Origin of the sequence: Liquorilactobacillus mali (assembly GCF_001437155.1) — a bacterium.
Taxonomy (GTDB): Bacteria; Bacillota; Bacilli; order Lactobacillales; family Lactobacillaceae; genus Liquorilactobacillus; species Liquorilactobacillus mali_A.
Genome location: NZ_JQAR01000007.1, coordinates 1 through 20292 on the forward strand (window position 1 = coordinate 1; position 20292 = coordinate 20292).

The window sequence follows — 20292 nt, forward strand, 5'->3', positions numbered from 1 at the left end:
AAATTCGGTTTCTCGTCCTATTTGCTTATACAGAGGCTAGTTATGTCACAGCCTCTTTTATTTATTTTATCTTTATTCAAGAAACGGAGTTACTATTCCTTAATTTCTGTTGACTCAAAAATCAAGTTATGTTCTTTACCTAACGTAATTGTAACTAACGAATGTGGTAAGATTTTACCTGCAATTATCTCTTTGGCAAGAGGAGTTTCAACGTTATTTGTGATAAATCTCTGAAGCGGTCTTGCTCCATAAGCAGGATCATAACCCTCTTTAGCAATCCACTGTTTAGCCTCATCGCTAATTTTAAGTTCAACTTCTTGTTCACTCAGTCGACTTGACAATAAATCAATGAACTTGGCCACAATTTCTTCAATTGCCCCAAGGCTCAATGGTGTAAACATGATGATATCATCGATCCTGTTCAAAAATTCTGGCTTAAAATGCTGCTGTGCCAACTTCATCACTAGCTGTTTGGTCTCAGCAGTGATCTTACCATCACTTGCATTATCCAATAAAATACTTGATCCTAAATTTGAAGTCATGATTATGATGGTATTCTTAAAATCAACAGTTCTTCCTTGACCATCCGTCAAACGCCCATCATCGAATACCTGCAATAAGATATTAAATACATCTGGATGTGCTTTTTCAACCTCGTCTAGCAAAACAATCGTATACGGATTTCGTCTAACGGCTTCAGTCAGTTGCCCACCTTCTTCATAGCCAACATATCCAGGGGCTGCACCAACCAACCGTGACACAGATTGTTTCTCCATATATTCACTCATATCAATTCTGACCATATGCTTCTCGGAATCAAACAAATTCTCAGCCAAAGCCTTAGCCAGTTCCGTTTTACCAACTCCTGTTGGGCCGAGAAACATGAATGTGCCAAGTGGCTGATTAGGATCTTGCAACCCAGCACGCGCACGAATAACCGCATTAGCTACTGCATCCACAGCCTCATCCTGTCCAATTACACGTTTATGCAAGACAGTTGGCAGATTTAAGAGTTTTTCTCTTTCTCCCTGAACTAGCTTTGCAACAGGAATACCCGTCGTTCTGCTGACGACCTGGGCAATTTCGTTCTCAGTTACCGATTCTTCAACTAACCAGTTATCAGGCCGTTCAACTTGTTCCAATTCCTTTAACTCTTTTTCAATTTGCGGAATCGTTGCATGCTGCAATTTAGCTGCTAACTCTAAATCATAATTATTTTCAGCCTCTTCAAGGTCATGCCTTGCTTTATCCAATTCAGCCTTTTTGCTGCTGACTTTCTGGATATCTTCTTTCTCATTTTCCCAACGCATTTTCAATGTATTGGCTTTTTCACGCGTCTCCGCTAACTCACTTTGTAATTCTGCCAGTCTTTTTTTAGATGCTGCATCTGATTCTTTCTTCAATGCAGCCTCTTCAACTTCCTGTCTCATTAACAGACGCGTCACCTGATCAAGCTCAGTTGGCATTGAATTCATTTCAACTCTAATTGTTGCACATGCTTCATCTACAAGGTCAATTGCCTTATCAGGTAAATAACGATCTGTTACATAGCGATTTGATAGTGTAGCGGCAGCTACGAGTGCATTATCATGAATTCTAACGCCATGATGAATCTCAAAACGTTCACGCAGCCCACGTAAAATTGAAATTGTATCTTCAACAGACGGTTCTTGCACCAAAACTTTTTGGAAACGACGTTCAAGCGCCTTATCTTTTTCCATATATTCTCGGTATTCATCTAGAGTAGTTGCACCAATTAAATGCAGCTCACCTCGCGCAAGCATGGGTTTTAATAGGTTACCAGCATCCATACTTCCTTCGGTCTTTCCTGCACCAACGATGTTATGAATCTCATCAATAAAGAGAATAATCTGGCCTTCACTCTTAGTAACCTCTTTCAAGACAGACTTAAGACGCTCTTCAAATTCACCACGATATTTTGCTCCAGCGATCAATGCTCCCATATCTAAAGAAAAAATCTTCTTGTCCTTTAAGTTATCTGGGATATCCTTGCGTACAATTCTTTGTGCCAAACCTTCAATAATCGCCGTCTTACCGACACCAGGTTCACCAATCAACACAGGATTATTCTTTGTTTTGCGTGATAAGATCCTAACAACATCCCGAATTTCCTCATCACGTCCAATAACTGGATCTTGTTTGCCGCTTCTAACTTGTTTTACAAGATCAATACCATATTTTTCTAAAGCCTTATAATTTTCTTCCTGATTTTTTGATGTCACTCTTTCTCCTCCCCGCAAGTCATCGATCGTTTCTTTTAATTTTTTCTCTGTCAATCCTTGCTTTTCAAGATAAACCTTTAATGGGTGATTCTTAAGCTTCATAAGCGCTAAAATCACTGTATCTAAGGCAATATACTCATCGCCTTGCTTTTGTCTTAGCTGTTCTGCCTCTTGTATTAATCTGGCTAAATTCTGACTAAAGTTTTGACCATATGAAACTTGTCCTTCAACAACTGAAATTTTATCCAGCTGCTCATCAATCTCTTTTTCAAACAAACCCACATTAATTCCAGTTCGCTGAAAAAGATCAGCTCCAAACTCACCAGGTTGTATAATCACTTTGAAAAATTCTGGAATATCAATTTCTTGATGATGTCTAGTTATAGCTACTTGTTGTGCCTCAGCAATCGCTGACTGAACAGCACTTGTTAATCGATCTTCTGGCATAAACTTCACTCCATTTCATCTTTTTACTCACAAAATAAAACCGATTGAATAGTTACTTCAATCGGCGTTTGTTTCTTTGGGTGTTCATAAAACACGCCTTTGTTCTACTATTATTATAATACGAACATAGGTTTGTGTTAACTGTTTTGCTCACTAGTTAATTTAATAATTTCGAGAATTACATCCGTGGCTTTTTCCATAACTTGAACTGAAACATACTCGAAGCGTGAGTGCATATTCTCACCTCCGGCAAATAAATTTGGTGTCGGTAATCCCATAAATGAAATCTTAGAACCATCTGTCCCCCCGCGTACGGGATAAATTACAGGTGTGATATCCAAATTATTCATTGCTAATTTAGCAAGCTCAACTACAGTCATATCTTTTTCGATCACTTCACGCATATTATAGTACTGATCATTTAAATCTAAAATAAGTCTTGGCTCTGAAAATTGTACATTCATTTTGTTAATTATTTCTTTAAATAGTTCTTTCCTAGCCTCAAACTTTGCACGATCATGATCTCTTATAATATATGCCATTTGAGCTTCATCAACTGTCCCATCTAACTGCAATAAATGGAAAAAGCCTTGACGTCCTTCAGTTTTTTCAGGAACTTCGTCTTGTGGTAATTGATTATGAAAGTCAATCGCAAGCTGCAATGCATTGATCATTACGTTCTTAGCCGTGGCCGGATGAACATTTTTACCGATAATCTTTATTTTTGCAGCAGCAGCATTGAATGTTTCATATTCAAGTTCTCCCAACGGGCCACCATCAACAGTATAAGCAATATCAGCACCAAAACCTGCAACATCAAAATGGGCAGCCCCTGTTCCGATTTCCTCATCAGGCCCTATTCCCACTTCAATTTCACCATGTTTGATCTCTGGATGACTAACTAGGTATTCAACTGCTGTGATTATCTCGGCAACTCCTGCCTTGTCATCAGCACCTAATAATGTGCTTCCGTCAGTTGTAATCAAATCATGACCTTTATATTTTTTCAAATTTGGAAAATCTTTGGGATCAAGTGTTAATGTGCCAGCCTTATCTAACTTAATTACGGACTCCCCATCATAGTTTTTTTGAAGTTGTGGAGAAACATTCTTTGCATTGAAATCCGCAGTATCCATATGGGCAATAAACCCAAGCCTTTTGACATCTTTATTTTTTATATTAGCTGGTAAAGTCGCAAATACGTATCCATCTTTAGCAGAGATTCTAACATTTTCTAATCCAAGATTTTTCAATTCTTTTGCAATGTCCTTTGCAAATTCCACCTGTGTTGAGGTTGATGGAACAGTCGTTGAGTTCTCATCAGAACGAGTTTCTTTTTTAACATATTCTATAAATCTTGGAACCAACTTTTCATACTTTGCCATTAATAACTTCTCCTTTTATATAAACATGAATGGATCCGTATTTATCTCAGATTGCATTACCTCAATCTGCCATCCATATTCATTATTCCATTTCTTGAATAAGCGCTGCAACTGTGGCTTGCAAACTTGTTCAATATGGTGACCTGGGTCCATTGCCGTTAACCCACTTGCAATTATATCATGCCCTGTATGATAAGAAATATCACCAGTTACATAAACATCTGCTTTCTTCCGCAAAGCATCGGTGTAAAATTGACCACCACTTCCACCCAGAATTGCTATTCTTTTGATTTCTCGTGTCGGATCTGCTGTTACTACCCGCAAATGCGCAACTTTGAATTTTGTCTTGCAATACTCAGCAAATTCACTGATAGTCATTGCATCTTTTAGGTTACCAACTCTCCCCATCCCATACTTAACTCCACTTTCCATAATGGGAAACAAATCAAATGCCGGTTCCTCATAAGGATGAACTGCTCTCATTGTCCTCATTATTTTAGACAGTAAACTGTAGGGGAAAACAACTTCTATTTTATCCTCAGAAACTTCCGTTGGCTCTAATAAATTACCAATAGTTGGATTAGCATCAGCTTGCGGTGTAAATCTTCCAGTTCCGCTGATTGTATAAGAACAATCCCGATATTCTCCGATCGTTCCGGCCCCTGCCTCTGTCAGTGCATTTCTAACAGTTTCAGCAGAATCTTTAGGAACAAAGACTGCAAGTTTTAATAGACGTTCTTCGCGCTGCGGTAGAAGAATTTCAGTGCCTGTTAGTTCAAGCAAACCCGCGAGCCAATCATTCATTCCACCATTTGCATTGTCAAGGTTAGTATGTGCTGCGTAAACTGTAATGCCATGTTTGATTAACTCTGAATACATTTTATTTTGCGGAACGGCTAAGTCGAATTTTTTTATTGGCCGAAAAAGTGCAGGATGATGTGCAAAAATAAAATCAACATTGTTTTTAATTGCTTCAGCAACAACTTCTGGTCGAACATCCAACGTCACCATTAATTTGTGGACATCTTGTTGCATACTACCCAATTGAAGACCGACCGGATCTCCTTTTTCTGCCCAGCTTTGTGGTGCGAATTGTTCGAAGCGTGCAACTATTTCACTAACATCAGTCATCTAATATTCCTTCTATCCGTTTAATCTTTGCTAACATTTTTTGTTCTTGTGCAACTGGAAACTCTCTTGCTTTTTTCATTTCTTCGAGAACATATTTGATTTTCTGCAATTCTTCTTGCCATTTAGCAACAAACACCTTATTTTTTTGCTGTCGTAAAAAAGGTCCAAATTCCAAATCCTCTGCTGATAACTCAAAGGCGTTCTTATCGTACTTGGCAACAATTATCTCATAAATATGATGATCTTCTGATAAGATTTCTTCGGCAACGATCCTGTAACTATTAGTTAAGAGCCAGTTACGAACCTGTTTTTCGCCAACATTCGGTTGTAAAATCAGTAATGGGTGATTAGCCAATTTTGACTGTCCTTCTTCAAGAATCTCACTAATCAAAGGGCCTCCCATTCCACAAATTGTGATCACATTGATGTTGTCTTCAATATTGATAGCTGCTAGTCCGTCAGCATGACGAACCTTAATCAGATTATTCAATCCTTCTTTTTTTATTTCATTGACAGCATTCTGATATGGTCCTTCAACCACCTCACCAGCAATTGCAAAAGCAAGTTGGTTATTCAATCCAAGATATGCCGGCAAATAAGCATGATCAGATCCAATGTCAGCCAGTCTTGCATCCTCAGGTACATATGAGGCAATCCTCAAAAGTCGCTGTGATAAATGTCTTGCGTCCATTAAAAACACTCCTTCTTATAACTAAAGTATAGCGAAAATTCAGTAATAAAAAAAGATGAAAGAAAATGATATTTTGTGCAAAAAAAGACTGCCTTAAACAATTGTCTCGTCGCAGTCTTTACAATGAATTAATTCAAAAATTAAGTTTTAACCTATTCTCTTTGTTTATTCCATATATCGAAATTTTACTGATCTTCTCTGCATCCTCTTTGTAAGTACACTGATTATTTCAGTCTAATCCCAATCTCAAGTGCCAACTCAAAAAAGTCATAAACTGATGGAGCCTGTGCACGTTCATCACTTCTCCTATCCCAAACACCCGTTTCAATGTTCAAATGATCCGCTGTGTAAAAAAACTGATAAACGTTTTTATGCCGATAATGCGCCCAAGCAGCAACAGCCGAAGCTTCCATATCAACAACCGAGCAGCCCATCGCAATTCTTTCTTTTGCTTTTTCTGGCGTTTCACGGAAGAAAGCATCTGTCGTCCAGGTTTTAGCAGTCGTATAGCTAACATTCAATTCATCAAGAATTTTTATCAATTTCGCGACTGAGTTTGGATTCATCTGTATTTCATCACTCGCAGGTACATAGTGAAAGCTAGTTCCTTCATCCCTGATTGCACTAGTTGGAATAATTAGTTGATGTGCGGCAATATTTTTGTCCAAGACACCGCATGTCCCAAACAAAATCACATTTTCAATTCCACCGGACATCAATTCTTCCAATCTGCCAATTAAAGCCGGAGCACCCAAGTCAGCACCTGCAATGGTAAACTTTTGCATGCCGCACTCATAACTTCCAATTACTGCATCTTGGACAATACTATGTTGAACACCAATTTCTTGATATCTTGGATCTTGGGTTATTTGCCAATTTATGTCCTTATCAAATGGCATAATCAATGTCTTGGGTAAAATCGGCACTGCCTTTTCTAAATCACTTTCCCAAGGTGTAATTATTCCTTCACTAGCATCAAAATTTTCCAACAACATAGTATAACCCCCACAACAGAACTAATTATTCAGTTGATGGTAACACAAATCCTAGTTGTTAACAATATCGATGAATATTACTTTGCAGCAGCATTTAACCCTCTTTGCAAATCATTTAGTAAATCTTCGGCCTGCTCAATTCCCACAGATAGTCGAATCAACTCATTTGAAATCCCATTTTCCAGCCGAATTTTCTCTGGTATGGAACCATGCGTCATTATTGCTGGGACCTCGACCAAGCTTTCAACTGAACCAAGACTCTCAGCAAGCGTGATCAATTGCAGCGATTCAATAAATTTCTTAACCGAAAGTCCTTTTTTTAGTTCAAAAGAAAGCATCCCGCCAAATCCATTCATTTGGCTCTTGACTACTGCAAAATCTGCAGAGGTTTCATCACCAGGATAATAAATTTTTGCAACTCGATCATCATCTTTTAAAAATTGGTAAATTGCTTCAGCATTGCGCTGATGAGCATCCATTCTAACTGCCAAGGTCTTAATCCCACGCTGCAGCAACCAACTATCCTGCGGTCCTAAAATTCCACCAATTGCATTTTGCAAGTAACCTACCTGCTCTGCTAGATCCTGATTATTGACTACCACTAAGCCAGCTATCAAATCACTATGTCCTCCCAAATACTTGGAGGCACTATGCACAACAATATCTGCACCCAAGTCTAGTGGACGCTGAATGTATGGTGTCGCGAAAGTATTATCAACAATTGTCAATAAATCATTTTTTTTTGCTAATTGCGATACTTTCTTGATATCAGTAATTCGCATCAAAGGGTTCGTTGGTGTCTCAAGATAAATTGCTTTCGTGTTCTCTTTAATAGCTGCGGTAACCTCTGCAATATTTCGTGTATCAACTGTTGTGAATGTTAAGCCAAGCCTTGTCAAAACTGTATTAATTAGTCTGAAGGTTCCACCATAAACATCGTTACCTACGATGATATGATCACCTGCTGAAAAAAGTGTAAATACGGTGTGTATTGCAGCCGAACCTGATGCAAAAGCAAAAGCCGCGGTTCCATTTTCCAGATCACGAACCAAGCCTTCAACAGCTTCTCTAGTGGGATTACCCGTCCTTGAATATTCATAAGCCGGTGTCCCACCTAATTCTTTTTGTGCGTACGTTGATGTTTGATAAATAGGTACAGTAACTGCGCCTGTTGCTTTGTCTTGACTGATTCCACCATGGATCAACTTTGTATTAAATTTCATTTTTATTAACTCCCTTTAATCGTATATTTTTTGGCTTAAATAACGCTCACTGCTATCTGGAAAAACTGTTACGATGTTACTGCCAGTTGGTAATTTTTCAGCTAATTTCAAGCTGGCTGCTAATGCCGCACCGCTTGAACTTCCAGCAAAGATACCATAGTCTTTTGCAAGTTTCTTAACTAATTCAAATGCTTCTTGATCGCTAATTGTATAAATATAGTCAAGATTATTTTTTTCAAGAAATGGTGGAATAAACTCGACCCCGATTCCTTCAGTCCGATGAGCATGTTTTGGCCCACCATTTAAAATCGAGCCTTCGGGTTCAACAATGGCCGTTTTGATATTCTTGTTTTGTTCTTTGAAATATCTTGCCATACCAACGAATGTTCCACCACTACCAGCGCCGGCAACAAAACCATTGATCTGTAAATCATTGTTTTTCATTTCAGTATAAATCTCTGGGGCAATACTATGATAATAGGCATCTGGGTTATCCAAGTTTTCAAATTGCATGGGAACATAGCTGTCTTCAGTACTTGCCTCTAATTCTCTTGCCTTTTTGATTGCACCTACAATACCATCTTCGCTGGATGTATGTACGATCTTCGCCCCAAGAGCTCGCATCAGTGTCTGTTTTTCTTGGCTGAATTTTTCCGGAACAACAAGTATAGTTCTCATTCCATAATGTGATGCTGCCATTGCAACGCCAATACCGGTATTACCAGCAGTTGGTTCGATTACTGTCATTCCCTTTTTTAACTTATTCTCCTTGATTGCCTGTTCAATCATATAAAAACCAAGCCGATCCTTAATACTTCCCCCTGGATTAGTTGACTCAATTTTTGCAAAAATATGAGAATCGTTAGCAACATTGATGTTTAGTTCCAAAAGCGGGGTATTTCCTACTAATTCTTCAACAGTATGATAAATCATCGTAAATCCTCCTTATTTTTTGAAAAGAAAAAGGCACGAATCTTTATAAGATTCGCGCCTCAGCCTGGAAAGCTCTTCAAATGGAATTTTTCTTAACTCAATCTACAAAAAAGATTCCAACCCAAAGTAGCCGTTTCATCCACACTAACACGCGGAATGAGACAGCAACATGCGTTATTCACTTTTTTAAAGTTAAGTGCAACCATCTGTCAAACCTCTTTTCTTGATAAATTGAATAATAAACCATTTGTTTCTAAAAAGCAAGTATATTTTATTCTAAAAAGTCTTTTAACTGTTTTGAACGTGAAGGATGACGTAACTTGCGTAATGCCTTTGCTTCGATTTGGCGAATACGTTCACGGGTAACACCAAAGACCTTCCCTACTTCCTCAAGAGTACGTGTACGGCCATCATCTAAACCAAAACGCAGACGTAATACGTTCTCCTCACGATCAGTTAATGTATCAAGTACGCTCTCAAGCTGTTCCTTCAATAACTCATATGCTGCATGATCAGCGGGACTAGTAGCATCGTGGTCTTCAATGAAGTCACCTAAATGCGAATCATCCTCTTCACCAATTGGTGTTTCTAGTGACACTGGTTCTTGCGCAATTTTCAAAATCTCACGAACTTTATCCGTTGGCATATCCATTTCAGCACCAATTTCTTCTGGCACTGGCTCACGCCCAAGGTCCTGCAACATTTGTCTTTGAATTCTGATTAACTTATTAATTGTCTCAACCATATGAACCGGGATACGAATTGTACGGGCCTGATCCGCAATTGCACGCGTGATTGCCTGCCTAATCCACCATGTCGCGTAGGTAGAAAACTTGAATCCCTTACGATAGTCGAATTTTTCAACAGCTTTCATTAGCCCCATATTTCCTTCTTGAATAAGGTCAAGGAAAGACATGCCGCGACCAACATAGCGCTTAGCAATCGAAACAACTAAACGTAAATTAGCTTCAGCCAAACGCTGTTTTGATTCCTCGTTGCCTTCCTCGATCTTCAACGCTAAAGCAACCTCTTCGTCAGCCGTTAACAAATTTACGCGTCCAATTTCCTTAAGGTACATTCTAACTGGATCATTAATCTTAACCCCGGCAGGTGCCGATACATTCTTTTCACTTGATGCCTTTTCAGCAACGCCCGAAGCGGCCTTTAAACTATGTTCACTTGGTTCACCTTTTTCATCCACAACTGAAATACCAGAGTCTTCAAGTTTCTGAATAAGTTCATCCATCTGACCTGAATCCAAGCTATAGGGGGTAACTATTTTTTCACTCAAATCATCATAGTTAATTTCTTTTTGTGCCTTATATTCCTTAATTAACTCATTCACGGCTTTAGTATATGCTGCACTTTCAGTTTCTTTATTTACGTTCTCTGCCATGTTGGGCCTCCTTATAATGATGCAGATTTATTCGTTTGCTGCTGTTGAAGTAATGATACTAGTTTTATCGTCAAACTAGTAACAAGTTCATTATTATTAACTTTTTTTGCATCTGCTATTTTATGCTTTATTTCAGCAATTGACTGTTCAAGTGGTGATTCCTTGCTTATCACATTAATACAATCTTCAAATTCCTCATCACTTGATTCCAAGGCATAATTATCCAGTTCAAGACTTACGACAAGCTGTCTAGCTCGCTCATTATCCAAAAAATCTAGAAATCTAGCAGTCTCATATTCAGGATATGCATTAAAATACCCTTCTGAAATAGTGTAAACTAACTGATAATCATCATGAACAAACGAAAAGTCCGCATAATTTCTCAGTCTAATCCGTGTATTCTGTTCATGCAGTATCCGATATAATAAGAGTCTCTCTGCACGTTCAACCCGCGAATATTTCTGTGAATTAGCAGTACTCCTACTGCTAAGAGCCCTTAAATTACTCTCTTTAGCAGCTCTGAATTGTTTTTGAGGCTTGAACTTTCCAATGTACTCACGCAACTGGAGTTTCAAACTATCCTTTTCAAGTGAAAAACGGCTTGCTAGTTGATTAAGATATAAATCCTGTTCCACCGGCGATTCGATAACTGCCAATTTCTGCATCACATCTGCAATATAGGCAAGCTGATCACTCTCGTTTGCTAAGTTTCGATTTTGCTGATAATGCCGCATGTAAAAAGCAATCTTCGTCTCATGTGCATCAGATATCAGCTGTTCAAAAGCGGGCTCGCCGTACTTTTGTACATATTCATCAGGATCTAATTTTTCAGGGATTCTGATGACTCCCAATTTTAATTTGGTTACAGGTTCAAGCAATTCTAATGCGCGTGCTATCGCATTTTGGCCAGCCTCATCACCATCATAACACAGAAATAATTCATTCGTGGTTCTTTCAAGCAGATAAATTTGTTCATTAGTTAAACTTGTTCCCATAGAAGCAATTCCGTTTTTTACACCGGAACGATAAGCGGCCAAAACATCCATGAATCCCTCGAACAAAATAGCAAACTTTTTTTGCCTAATTTCACTTTTAGCCTTGTCGAAATTGAAAAGGACCTTCCGCTTATTAAAAAGCTCTGTCTCGGGACTATTTAAATACTTAGGCTGCTTATCATCCTTATGCAACAAACGCCCCGAAAAAGCGATAGTAGATCCTTGAGCATCTCTAATTGGAAACAAAACCCGATTGCGAAAGCGATCGTTCATGGTTCCATCGCCATATTCAACAAACAGACCAGATTTTCTTAGTAATTCGCCAGCAACTTTACGTTCCTTAAAGAAAGCCGCAAGTATTGCCTTTTCAGGTGCATATCCCAAATTGAACTCATTGATGAGATCGTCGTTTAAGCCTCGCTCATGCAAATAACTCAAAGCTTCTTCACCAATTTGAGTATTAATCAAGATGTGATGGTAAAGTTGAGCCGCATCCGCATGAACCTTCTTTAGCTTTCTTGAATTGGAAGATTCCCCATCTGAAGAATCAAAATCATGCAGAATTTCCTTATCAATTTCAATATTACCCAACTCAGCTACTTTCAAAACTGCCTCAGGGAAGCTAACATTTTCAATCTCCATGATGAATTTAAAAACATTTCCGCCTCTATGACACGAGAAACAATGGAAAATCTGTTTTTCTTCTGATACCGAAAAAGACGGTGTTTTTTCTTCATGAAAAGGACAAAGGCCAAATAAATTTCTGCCCGATTTGCTTAATTGCACGTACTGTCCCACAATATCAACAATATTAACATTATTTCTGACATTTTCAATCACCTGTTCAGGTATTCGTTGGCTCACAAAATCACCTCGCTTAACTCTCCCAGTACACCGAAACATCAATTGCCTAAAAAACAGATTTAAAGAAATAATACCGATTGATTTTCATTAATCAACCGGCTATTTTTTCGTATAAACACTCTAAAAAGAATCATTTACAATTATACAATAATAAGGATAAAAATCAAAGAATAAAGAAATCTCGATTAAAATTAGTTACGTCAAGTTTCTTTTCTTAGGAATAATGGTGTTGGCCTCAAAAATTAGATTTTGCTTTGATCTCCCAGTTTATTCAATATAAACATGTGCCATAATCAATCAGCTTTACTTAACGTTTAATTTCGTTAAGTCTCCCAACTTATAGGCAAATGAAGCATACAAACTTAACTGATACAAACGATTATTACGGATATCTGCGTCTTTTGCCATTACCATCGTTTCATCAAAGTAATTGTTAATAACAACACGCATCCCTCGTAATGCTTGGAATATTTCCTCAACATTATTGAAATTCTTTTCCTCAATCTCAGCTACTCTATCTGCTAAAACTTTCTCAGCATCATTTTCAAATAATTCAGGGTTAAGCTGAACATCTGCTGCCAAATCCGCTTTTTTAGCAAGTCGCAAGACACGTGTGGTCGCTTCGACCGTATCCTTGAAGTCTTTATCAGTGCTATGAGCCTTAAGAACCTTGGCAGCCTCAAGCATTTCCTTAAAGCCATTTGTTGTTTTAGCCGTTACCGTCTCAATCACATCAAAATTATAATGCTGTGCTTCAAGCATTTTCTTAATGCGTTCGACAATGAAAGTCGTAACTTCTGTTTCTGTATCAGCAGGACTAATCTTTTGATACAGTTCAGGATTTGCTACCGCATTTTTTTCTACAACATTGAATAGCTGAACTGCAGATAATGACCAATTTTGATTCATCACTATCCGAGCTATCCCAGCGGCTTGTCGTCGAAGTGCATAAGGATCATTTGACCCAGTTGGAATCATTCCTGCCGCAAAAAACGCTGCTATACTATCTAGCTTATCAGCAACTGCTAATAAGGCCCCGACAGTTGTTTGTGGAAGTTCACCTTCTGCAGAAATTGGCATGTAATGTTCTTTGATTGCTGTCGCAACTTCTGGTTTCTCTCCCATTATAAGCGCATATTTTTCACCCATTACACCTTGTAATTCTGAAAATTCGCCGACCATTCCCGTTACCAGATCAAACTTATAAATTTGTGCAGCACGTTTCAAGTTAGCCTTACTCTCTTCATCAAAGTCCAAGTAATCTGCAAGAATAGCACTTAGTAACTGTACACGTTCCATTTTTTCAAAAGTTGTTCCAATCTTGTCATGAAACATAACTTTCTTTAGACGTTCAACATAATCCGCAATTGAATTTTTTTGATCTTCATGGAAGAAGAATGCAGCATCTTCAAGTCGCGCGGTCAAAACCTTTTCATTTCCTGCAATCACAGTGTCAATATTGTCTTTTACACCATTTCTAACAGAAACAAAATTAGGCAATAGTTTGCCATTTTCATCTTGCACGTAGAAGAAACGTTGATGATCTTTCATCGAAGTAATCAAAACTTCATCAGGAATCTCCAAATATTTTCTGTCAAAACTACCAGCAAAAACAGTTGGATACTCAACTAAGTTATTAACCTCTTCGAGCAAGTCATCATCAACAATGATCTTCCAGTCATTCTTAGCAGCTAAATCCTTAATCTGTTGAACAATCAAGTTCTTTCTTTCCTGACTATCAGCAATCACATATTCTGAGACTAGTGCCTTAGGATATTCATCAGCATCTTGTATCGTAACATCCTTGCCCAGAAAACGATGCCCTTTCGTAACATTCCCAGATTTCACATCCAAAATACTGAATGGTATAACTTCATTATCCAATAGGGCAATAATCCATTTTAATGGACGTACAAATTTAAAATCATTGCTTCCCCAACGCATCATTGTAGGAAATACCATCGCAGTAACTGCAGTTTTAACACCGCTAAGAATCTCAATTGCCTTTTTACCAGCAATGAATTTGTTTACATAAGCATATTCAACACCCTTTAATTCTTTAAAGAAAATATCATCAGGTGTCATCCCCTGTCCACGAGAAAAACCAATTGCGGCCTTAGACCAGTTGCCCTCAGCATCTTGTGCAATCTTTCGAGCCGGTCCCTTTGCTTCCTCTTCAATATCTGCTTGTTGATCAGCCAAGTTCAAAACCTTAACTGCCAGTCGACGAGGTGTTGAAAATGTTTCAATACGCTCAAAAGACAAACGTTGTTCCTTTAGAAATGAACTGACACGTTCTGTTAGTTGTTGCGCACTTGGAGTTACAACATGTGCTGGAATTTCTTCCAAGCCAATCTCTAATAGAAATGTATGGGTCATATTATTTGTCCTCCTTTAATAAACTTTGGCGCAACTTTTCATCCTTAATCAACGGAAATCCTAATTTTTTACGCTCTGCTACGAATGCTTTTGCCACATCTTTTGCCATGTTTCTAATGCGTGCCAAATAACCAGCACGTTCTGTCACAGAAACGGCACCTCTTGCATCTAACAGATTAAAAGTGTGGCTGCATTTCAAAACATAATCGTATGCAGGATGAACGAGTCCATTTTTAATCTGTTTCTTAGCTTCCTCTTCATATGTATCAAAGAAGTTAAACAGCATTTCTTGGTTACTCTCTTCAAATGAATACTTTGAATGTTCATATTCAGGTTCACCAAATATATCGCCATACTTAACACCATCTGCCCATTCTAATTCAAAAACAGAATTAACATCTTGAATATACGACGATAGACGTTCCAAGCCATACGTAACTTCGGCTGCAACGGGACGAACCTCAAGCCCGCCAACTTGTTGGAAGTAAGTGAACTGTGTGATTTCCATTCCATCCAACCAAACTTCCCAACCAACACCGGCACAACCCATTGAAGGATTTTCCCAATTATCTTCAACAAAACGAATATCATGTTCCTTAGGATCGAGTCCCAATGCGCGTAAACTATCAAGATAGAGTTCCTGAATATTGGAAGGTGATGGTTTCATGATTACTTGGAATTGATGATGTTGATACAGACGGTTTGGATTTTCACCATAACGGCCATCTGCTGGTCTTCTAGATGGTTCAACATAAGCTGCATTCCATGGCTCTGGCCCAATTGCACGTAAAAATGTATATGGACTCATCGTTCCTGCACCCTTCTCAGTATCATAGGATTGCATCAACATACATCCTTGTTTTGACCAAAATTGCTGCAAGGTCAAGATAATATCTTGTAAGGCTAACTTCTTTGACATATTCTTCCTCCTAATTTTACTATTTGGCTACTGAAAATGGTTTGGACACAAAAAAGCCTATGCAACCACAATCAGCGGTTACATAGGGACGACTTTCTATTAATCGCGGTTCCACCCTATTTCTAGCATAGCTAGCAGCTTCATTCATGTTATGAAGATTCCAAAAACGCCAGTGTCAAACTTCTACTTGTCCGCTTACACTATCCGGACTCGCTGCTGAGCAAAATATCAGACACCCTTTTTCATCATTACCTTCACATTTATCTACCAAGTAAGAATAGTCGTTTATTTGTGTTTTGTCAATCCTTAGTTTTTTCATCCTGCGAATTATGCAGTATCTCTTTTGGCCATTTCCCCATCTCATCAATAAAATGCTTAGCCTTGATGTTAACACCGACCTCATTATTATATATTTGATCAAGAGCTGCCCGCAAATTCTTCTTTGTATCATCTTTAACACTAATATTGCCAATCTTTAAGATATCAACTGCGCTAAACTGTCTCAAAAAGAAAATGGTCCTTTTATCCAAGTGCATTCTCTGTGGATCCATATTCCAATGCTTTTGGCACAACAAACCACCCAGGCTCTGTGAAAAATCGAATTCACCATGATTTTCAGCGCAAACCACACAATTAACTAAATTTGGCTTGACACCAAAAAAACCAAGCATTTGCACTTCAACCATGTTTGTAAGAATTGCTGCATCAATTCCGCTATCAATTGCCTTCAACACATGCACTAACTTTTCGTACCAGAGGTTCAATGGAACAGCATCCCCAAAAGCAGCCTCACCAAGTCCAAGGACATACGAAGCATAAGCATTCAACACGATATCGTTACAAATAGCTTGAAACTGTTTAACTTCTTTCACTGCAGAGATAAAAGAAAGTCCGCTGTCATTGATAGTTCCGATAAAAGTCGCTGAAGTAAATGGCAAAATAGCAGCGGCTAACTTAAAACCCCGTTTTCGTGCACCCCTAACAAAGAACATTTTGAATCCATAGTGATCTGTCAAAATTTTAACCAGCATATCCCGTTCACGGTAATCCTTGCGATAAACAACGACTCCGGAAAATTCAGCCATTTTAGTGGTGCCCACAGATTTCACCTCGGTATTTCTAAAACTATCTTTTAATAATCATCTTGTTTATAACCAAGTGCTTGTAAATCAGCTTTCTTGTCTTTCCAGTTAGGCTGTACCTTCACCCAAAGCTCAAGATAAATTTTATCACCAAGCATTGCTTCGATTTCCTTACGGGCTCTTGTTCCAATTGTCTTAAGCATTTTGCCGCCCTTGCCGATCAAAATACCTTTTTGCGATGAACGCTCAACAATAATGGTTGCTTGTACTAATACTTTCTCTTCATTTTCGCGTTTGATTCGTTCAACAATCACTGCGACAGAGTGAGGAACCTCTTCGTGAGTCAAATCTAAGACTTGTTCGCGAATCAACTCACCTGCAATAAAACGTTCTGGATGATCAGTCACCTGATCATCAGGATAAAATTGCGGGCCCTCCGGAAGTACATTACTGATTGCACTGACCAATTCTGGACAATTAATTCCTTGCAATGCAGAAATAGGATAAACCTCGGCAAAATCCAAATCCTCGCGATAACTATCGACGATTCCCAAAAGTGCATCTGGGTGAATTTTATCAATTTTGTTGATCACCAAGAAAATCGGCTGCTTGACCTGTTTCAACCGCTTAATGATGAACTCGTCTCCGCGTCCTTTTTTCTCGGTTGCATTAACCATAAATATCACAGCATCAACTTCATTCAAGGTTGATAATGCTGATTCAACCATGAAATCTCCCAAACGACTGTGCGGTTTGTGAATCCCTGGGGTATCGATAAATACAATTTGCGTATCATCAGTTGTATAGATTCCTTGAATCTTGTTTCTTGTTGTCTGTGCCTTATCACTCATAATCGCAATTTTTTCACCAATTACTTGATTCAAAAAAGTTGACTTGCCAACGTTTGGCCGCCCGATTATTGCAATAAAACCAGAATGTTTTTTTGTTTGCATTTAATATCCTTTCTAAGAAAAAAATACATGCCATAAATAAGGCAAGAAAATTATGAGTCCAACAATTAAGGAAAACAAAGAGGCAACTAAGACGGCTCCTGAAGCAATGTCTTTTGCTTTTTTTGCCAACTTATTGCTTTGATTTCCAACGACTAAATCAACAACATTTTCGATTGCAGTATTAATTAGTTCACACACTAAAACAATGGTGATACTCAAACCCAGCCATAGCCATTCCATCACTGTGACCCTAAAGACTAAACCGACAAACAGCACCAAGATCGTCATGATAGAATGAAAACGCAAATTACGTTCTTCTTTCCAAGCTGTCTTCAATCCCTGACATGCATGACAAAAAGATACCCAAAAATGATGATGTTTCCACTTCGCAGCACGTTTATTTTTTAAGTCCATAGGCATCCAAAATCTCACGTTGTAGTCCAAACATAACTTCTTCATCTTCCTTACGCATGTGATCGTATCCATTCAAATGCAAAAAGCCATGAACGACTAAGAATCCAAGCTCTCGTTCTTCAGAATGTTCAAGATATTCTGCTTGCTCCTTGACTTTATCCATTGAAACCATAATATCACCGATATTTTTGGGAACGTTGAATTCTTCATCATCAGGCAAAATTATTGGGACATCATCCTCACTAGTTTCCTCAATTGCAAAACTAATAACATCAGTTGGTTTATCAACACCACGATACTTCTTATTTATTTCATGTATCCGCGCATTATCCATTAAAGTAACTGACATTTCCGTATTATCAGGCAGCTTGATGTATTTTCCTGCGTAATTCAATACATTCTTTACCAGTTCAATTCTTTCTCCAGAAACCTTCTCAGTTTCATCAAAAATCTCTAAATCCATTAGTTTAACCCTCTTCTTCACCTTGTTTTGAATATGCATCAATGATTTCTGCAACCACAGGATGACGGACAATGTCAGCTGCGTCAAAATTGACAAAACTGATATGTGGTCGTCCCACTAAAATTTTCTCCGCATCTATGAGACCACTTTGACTATGTCCCTTAGGCAAATCAATCTGCGTCTTGTCACCATTGACAACCATTTTGGATCCAAATCCGAGTCTCGTAAGAAACATTTTCATTTGTGCTCTTGTTGTATTTTGTGCTTCATCAAGAATTACAAAAGCATTTTCAAGAGTACGCCCACGCATGTAGGCGAGTGGTGCAATTTCAATAACACCACGATCCAACAAACGTTCAGTGTGCTCCTTACCTAAAACACTGTAAAGGGCATCATAAACAGGACGCAGATATGGATCAACCTTTTCCTTCAAATCACCTGGCAAAAAGCCAAGGGACTCCCCAGCTTCAACTGCTGGTCTTGTTAGGATGATCCGTTCAACTTTATTCTTCTTCAATGCAGCCACCGCCATTACAACGGCCAAAAATGTTTTACCTGTTCCGGCAGGTCCAATTCCAAAAACCAAGTCATTATTAGTAATAGCCTGCACATATTGACGCTGACCATAATTCTTGACCCTAATCGGTTTCTTCTTTTGATCTCTCAAAAGTATATCGGTGTACAAATCCTGAAAATATGTTAACGTACCACGATTAGCCATCTTAATAGCTGATAGAACATCCGTACTACTAACTGCAACACCTTGACTAAGCAACTCACTCAATTGTTTCAAAATCGCAATCGTCTTATCAACTGCCTCTGACGAACCGCTAATCTTGATAATTTCGCCAAAAGGCTTTACAACAACCTCTTCACTTTCTTCGAGCAACTTGATGTACTTATCATGAGTACCCAATAATGCAACACTTTGTTGTGGATCTTCTAACCTGAATTCTTTTTCAACTAATTGTTCTTCCGTCAATCCGCATGGGCTCCTTCAAATAACCATATTATGCTTAAATCATAGCATAAAACCATTATCTAATAAAGTCTACTAATCCATCTAGGTAAAGGATAACCAATATAAAAAATGTCACTGTAAATGACAGGTAAAAAGAAGATTGCTGTAGAGAGCACAAAACTTCAAACATCACTTTAAAAATTAAGAATTTTTGAATTTACTTTTACCGTTCATCCTCATCAAAGCCTAGTTTATAATGATACTTACCTATCCTATCCAAATTACTCAAAACACGAAAAAAGATTGTACCAAAACCAAAGTTTTAGTACAATCCTCTCTACAATCTATATTAATTAGTTTAACAATGATTTTACAACTGAGTTAACAATCTTCCCATCAGCTTGACCCTTGAGTTTAGGCATAACTGCGCCCATTACCTTACCGAAATCAGCCTTAGACGTTGCTCCAACCTGTCGAATCGTTTCTTCAACAATAGACTTTACATCGTCCTCACTAAGTTGCTCCGGCAAATAACGTTCGACAATCTCGATTTCCTTCTCAAGTGCAGGAACTAAATCGGTTCGGCCAGCTGATGTAAACTCATCAACTGAATCCTTACGTTGCTTTAGTTCACGAGACAAGACACTAACTTCTTCATCAGAGGTCAAAGTATGACCAACCTTAATCTGTTCATTAGTAACTGCAGCCTTCAGCATGCGAACAGTACTTAAGGTCTCTTTATCGTGAGCCTTCATCGCAGTTTTCAAATCATTATTCAATGAATCAAGTAAGCTCATCAGTTCTACCCCTCCTTAGGA

The 20292-nt window shown here is 38.4% G+C and carries 17 protein-coding genes; all 17 read right to left on the reverse strand.

What is annotated here, in order from left to right; translation table 11 throughout:
- Positions 1-92 precede the first annotated feature (92 nt).
- The 17 genes from clpB to IV36_RS04725 all read right to left on the reverse strand — a co-directional run bounded on the left by clpB (position 93) and on the right by IV36_RS04725 (position 20271).
- Positions 93-2690: an ATP-dependent chaperone ClpB gene (gene clpB, locus IV36_RS04645; protein WP_056991028.1), complete on the reverse strand. Its 2598-nt coding sequence runs from the start codon at positions 2688-2690 to the stop codon at positions 93-95.
- Between the two features lie 137 nt (positions 2691-2827).
- Positions 2828-4075, reverse strand: a complete 1248-nt coding sequence (gene pepT, locus IV36_RS04650; protein WP_056991029.1) for a peptidase T — start codon at positions 4073-4075, stop codon at positions 2828-2830.
- 15 nt (positions 4076-4090) lie between these two features.
- The gene (locus tag IV36_RS04655; RefSeq protein WP_056991030.1) at positions 4091-5206 is read right to left on the reverse strand and encodes a Nif3-like dinuclear metal center hexameric protein; all 1116 of its coding nucleotides are present in this window, start codon (positions 5204-5206) and stop codon (positions 4091-4093) included.
- Positions 5199-5897, reverse strand: a complete 699-nt coding sequence (locus tag IV36_RS04660; protein ID WP_056991031.1) for a tRNA (adenine(22)-N(1))-methyltransferase — start codon at positions 5895-5897, stop codon at positions 5199-5201. The genes IV36_RS04655 and IV36_RS04660 overlap by 8 nt, the downstream gene beginning before the upstream one ends.
- A gap of 224 nt (positions 5898-6121) precedes the next feature.
- Complete coding sequence (locus IV36_RS04665) at positions 6122-6892, reverse strand: nucleoside phosphorylase (RefSeq protein ID WP_235810242.1); 771 nt, start codon at positions 6890-6892, stop codon at positions 6122-6124.
- Positions 6893-6969: 77 nt separating this feature from the next.
- Complete coding sequence (locus IV36_RS04670; protein ID WP_056991032.1) at positions 6970-8115, reverse strand: trans-sulfuration enzyme family protein; 1146 nt, start codon at positions 8113-8115, stop codon at positions 6970-6972.
- A gap of 15 nt (positions 8116-8130) precedes the next feature.
- Entirely contained in the window at positions 8131-9048 is a 918-nt protein-coding gene (locus IV36_RS04675) for a PLP-dependent cysteine synthase family protein (protein ID WP_056991033.1), read from the reverse strand.
- A gap of 271 nt (positions 9049-9319) precedes the next feature.
- Positions 9320-10444: an RNA polymerase sigma factor RpoD gene (gene rpoD / locus IV36_RS04680; RefSeq protein ID WP_056991034.1), complete on the reverse strand. Its 1125-nt coding sequence runs from the start codon at positions 10442-10444 to the stop codon at positions 9320-9322.
- Between the two features lie 11 nt (positions 10445-10455).
- Positions 10456-12303, reverse strand: coding sequence for a DNA primase (gene dnaG, locus IV36_RS04685; RefSeq protein ID WP_056991035.1), 1848 nt, complete (start codon positions 12301-12303; stop codon positions 10456-10458).
- A 303-nt stretch (positions 12304-12606) separates the two neighbouring features.
- Entirely contained in the window at positions 12607-14682 is a 2076-nt protein-coding gene (glyS, locus tag IV36_RS04690) for a glycine--tRNA ligase subunit beta (protein ID WP_056991036.1), read from the reverse strand.
- Position 14683: 1 nt separating this feature from the next.
- Positions 14684-15601, reverse strand: a complete 918-nt coding sequence (gene glyQ / locus IV36_RS04695) for a glycine--tRNA ligase subunit alpha (protein WP_056991037.1) — start codon at positions 15599-15601, stop codon at positions 14684-14686.
- A gap of 299 nt (positions 15602-15900) precedes the next feature.
- Positions 15901-16701: a DNA repair protein RecO gene (recO, locus tag IV36_RS04700; protein ID WP_056991038.1), complete on the reverse strand. Its 801-nt coding sequence runs from the start codon at positions 16699-16701 to the stop codon at positions 15901-15903.
- Positions 16702-16733: 32 nt separating this feature from the next.
- A complete protein-coding gene (era, locus tag IV36_RS04705) occupies positions 16734-17636 on the reverse strand; it encodes a GTPase Era (protein WP_056991039.1) in 903 nt (300 codons plus the stop codon).
- Between the two features lie 12 nt (positions 17637-17648).
- Positions 17649-18050: a diacylglycerol kinase family protein gene (locus IV36_RS04710; RefSeq protein WP_056991040.1), complete on the reverse strand. Its 402-nt coding sequence runs from the start codon at positions 18048-18050 to the stop codon at positions 17649-17651.
- The gene (ybeY, locus tag IV36_RS04715) at positions 18034-18513 is read right to left on the reverse strand and encodes an rRNA maturation RNase YbeY (RefSeq protein WP_056991041.1); all 480 of its coding nucleotides are present in this window, start codon (positions 18511-18513) and stop codon (positions 18034-18036) included. The genes IV36_RS04710 and ybeY overlap by 17 nt, the downstream gene beginning before the upstream one ends.
- Before the next feature lie 4 nt (positions 18514-18517).
- The gene (locus IV36_RS04720) at positions 18518-19495 is read right to left on the reverse strand and encodes a PhoH family protein (RefSeq protein WP_003690209.1); all 978 of its coding nucleotides are present in this window, start codon (positions 19493-19495) and stop codon (positions 18518-18520) included.
- Between the two features lie 332 nt (positions 19496-19827).
- A complete protein-coding gene (locus tag IV36_RS04725; RefSeq protein WP_003690208.1) occupies positions 19828-20271 on the reverse strand; it encodes a GatB/YqeY domain-containing protein in 444 nt (147 codons plus the stop codon).
- Positions 20272-20292 lie beyond the last annotated feature (21 nt).